Consider the following 3,394-nt stretch of genomic DNA (forward strand, 5'->3'; position numbering starts at 1 on the left):
GTGTCGGTGCTTGTCTTTCTTGCGCCATAGAGGTTATAGCTGCTTGATGCGACGGCTTGTCCATCCTTGGTCAAGCCTGTCACAGAGCCTGACTGGTTAGTCAAGTAGTTGTAGCTGTCACCTGTTTGGTTGTTGAGGTAGCTAGCTCGACCCTGACCATAGCCATAGGTCTCACGAGCCTTGCCATCATGATCATAGGTTTCAAGGACTTCTGTATGTTCACGATTGATATCGTTGACATAGTTGCGTTCCTCGTAGTAGTTGTAGGTATCCTCTCGTGTGGTATAAGGGATCAGAACATCCTGGACCTGACTGGCATAGGTTACTTCTCCCTGTCCCGGTAAGTTACCGAGTTCTGGTGGGTTGACCACGATTCCTTCCTTGGTCGCTCGATCCTTAGCCACTTTCTGGTGATAGGCTCTCGACACATCGTCAAAGATGCTATGCCAGATGCTTCCTATCGTTTGCGGTAGCGTGGATAGGGCTTGGAGGACATTCTGACTAAAGCCATACCAGAAGAGAGAGTTTTCTTCCCCACTTGGGGCTGTATATGGTGACTTACGACCTGACTTGCCTCTACCTGCATGCGATACCTGATCACCAGATTGATCTTCCTTAGGTTTGCGTTGGAAGAGTTGATAAGTGTTCTTGCCTTCCTTGCGACTAGCAGTGAAGACACGGTTATCATCCCCATCGTAAAGCGCAGCCATGAGAAGGCCCTTCTTGTCCTTGATCGCAAGCAAGCGGTTCTCGGTGTCGTAGATATAGTCTAGCTTCTCTGAGTTCTTCTCAGAAGCGATGCTGGTATCAATATAGTCAGCTAGAAGTAAACTTTATAGTAAGCCATAAGTAAAATCTCCTGAAGAAATTCTTCAAGAGATTTTAGATTAATTTAACTCATAATCCTACGTCATCAAAAATCTAAACCGATGATTATCCATTCATCAACATAATCCCAAAAAGGGATCGGATATTCTGGCAATTCATCCTTTGACCAAAATATACCTCCTTCATCTATTGGTTTAGACAAATCTAAAACGAGATACTTTCCCATACCATTACTAAAAAAATTGTAATAACAGGAAATATCATCTGTTAACTGATCCTCAAATTCCCAATCATAATCGGCTATTGGTTCAATCATATCTAAATCGTCTAATCCCATACTTTTACTCGTATAGTCATTAAAACCTGCATGAACTTTTGTATAAAACTGAATAATACTCTCATCTAATTCTATATCTGACTGCTTAAAATGATCAATAAAATGTTGCTCCAAAATCGGCATTTTCCCCTCATAAAAAACCAAGCTATTGCTTTGATACGTTCTAATGGAATAAAGCAATGAATAATTGCTTCCAATTTTGATAAGATCTATATCTTCTGAAAATTCCTCTAGATATGAGATTGTATTGCTGAGTTCAACTCCTAAATATTTTTTCCATTCCTCAAAAATTATTTGTTTTCTTTTAGAAAAATCTGATGTTTGAAATGCATCGCGCCAATATTGTGGAATAGTATGATTGGACAGATTTTCAAAATTAGATAAAATCTCGACCATCTCTCCAGCTGGTACATATTTCTTTAAAAAATTTAATTTTTCATTCATAAACTACCTCCAATTTATTTATCATAGATAAAATTATCTATCATACTCTGAAGTTTCCCTTCTAAGATTGCTTCTTTTCTTATCATTTCTTCCCTAAAAATTGGATTTATCGGTGTATTAGTTTTTTTATACATCGTCCAATCGCTATAAGATTTTGCTCCTTTTGAAGTATTTGCTGATTTACTTAATCCTATAAAATTCTCTTCAAAATTCAACACAGAAAGTTGTTGCTCCGATGATAACTTATCAAATTCCTCCATAGTAACAATTTTTTTCATTGGGACTATATGATCAGCTTCTAGTTTCTTGGTAATGACATTTCCTGGTATTGCAAAATCATTCATCGGCAGACTAATCCCTTCATTCACTCTCATCCGAAGATCGGGTGTTGGAGTATTATCTCTTAATTTTTTATATTCTGCAGCAGATAATTTACTTTTCCCATATCGTGCTTTAGATACTGAGGCACCAGGCTTCTCCGCAAACATTTGGAGATTATCTACTGTCATTGGTAGACGTCCACCTGTAGGCTTCGTCGTCACCACATCAGCCTTAGGGGCCTTCTTAGGAGACACACTACCTGCTCCGTTGGTAAAGGTGTTAAAGGCAAAGTTCATAGCGACTGTTTGACCAGTAATCTTATTGCCTGTGGCCAAATCAATACCTGTGTCAATCGCAGTCTCAACCGCAGATTCCACTCCAATCTTGGCAACTTGTCGAACTGCTTGATTGCCAATATTTTGAGTCACATTTGTTGCTAGACTAGCTCCTGCTCCCATCAATTGGCCGCCAATAAGACCTGAGATAGCACCTGTTCCTGCTCCTTTGGCAATCGAACCAACCAATTCCCAACCACGTTGGCCAGAACTATAGGCATCATATCCTGAGATGATTGCTCCAGAGGCTGCACCACCGATAGCCATCGCTACGGGGGCTCCAAGACCTCCAGTCGCTACGGTAAGAGCAATACCGACACCGATAGCTGCCGCAGTTACGGCAACCTTCTTCCAGTCGACATTTTTCACGAAATCAACGACTTGACTCTTGACTCGTTCAGCTGTTGTACAGACATGTTTTAAGGTGTTCTGCAAGGCTGTTCCCCAGTTTCGAAGGAGATTCATGCCTTCTCGGATGGTAGGGGAAGAACTCCGACCTGTTGCCAGCGCATAGGCAGATCGAACCACTTGTTGGCGCCTAGCCTCTATCTGTGCTGCCGCTTGCTGGTATTTCTGTTGTACATAGTCACTGGTACTATTGTAGGCTGTTTGAACCTTATTCCACTGTCGACTACCCCAATTAACCGCACGGTTGTATTGGGTGCTGACCCAGTTAGTCGCGTGGTTAAAGGCACTCTTGGTCACATTCCAAGCCTTGGAAGCGAAACTCTTCACACCATTCCATGTGTTTGAGGCCACTCTTTTCACAGTATTCCAAGTATTAGATGCGACTCGTTTCACACCATTCCATGCATTAGAGGCTGTCTTTTTAATATAGTTCCAGCCTTTTTTGATACTGTTCCAGAAGTGCCCACTCGGGTCGGTGTAGTTGACGGGGTTGTTCTGCACATAGCTGTAGCGGTTCTGGCTGAGAGGATCTGTGTCCTCACCTGGGTAGCTATCCTCGGTTAAGAAAGTACCTCCCTGACTATCATAATATCTTGCTCGTAAATAGTCAAGTCCAGTATCGTCACGAGCTTCGCCGTTATAGGCAAAGGGATTCCCTGTCGTGTCGGTGCTTGTCTTTCTTGCGCCATAGAGGTTATAGCTGCTTGATGCGACGGCTTGT

General features: G+C 42.1%; 3 protein-coding genes. All 3 read right to left on the reverse strand.

Going from position 1 to position 3,394, the window contains the following annotated elements:
• Nucleotides 1-710, reverse strand: a 710-nt coding sequence (locus ADH90_RS07535; protein WP_049530712.1) for a hypothetical protein, incomplete at its 3' end; no start/stop codon positions are given.
• A gap of 203 nt (nt 711-913) precedes the next feature.
• Nucleotides 914-1,609 carry a hypothetical protein gene (locus ADH90_RS07540; RefSeq protein WP_049530714.1) on the reverse strand — a complete coding sequence of 232 codons (696 nt, stop codon included), beginning with the start codon at nt 1,607-1,609 and terminating at the stop codon, nt 914-916.
• 14 nt (nt 1,610-1,623) lie between these two features.
• Nucleotides 1,624-3,394: RHS repeat-associated core domain-containing protein (locus ADH90_RS10900; RefSeq protein ID WP_342666708.1), on the reverse strand; the 1,771-nt coding region annotated here is incomplete at its 5' end.

Origin of the sequence: Streptococcus pseudopneumoniae (genome assembly GCF_001073085.1) — a bacterium.
GTDB lineage: Bacteria > Bacillota > Bacilli > Lactobacillales > Streptococcaceae > Streptococcus > Streptococcus pseudopneumoniae_M.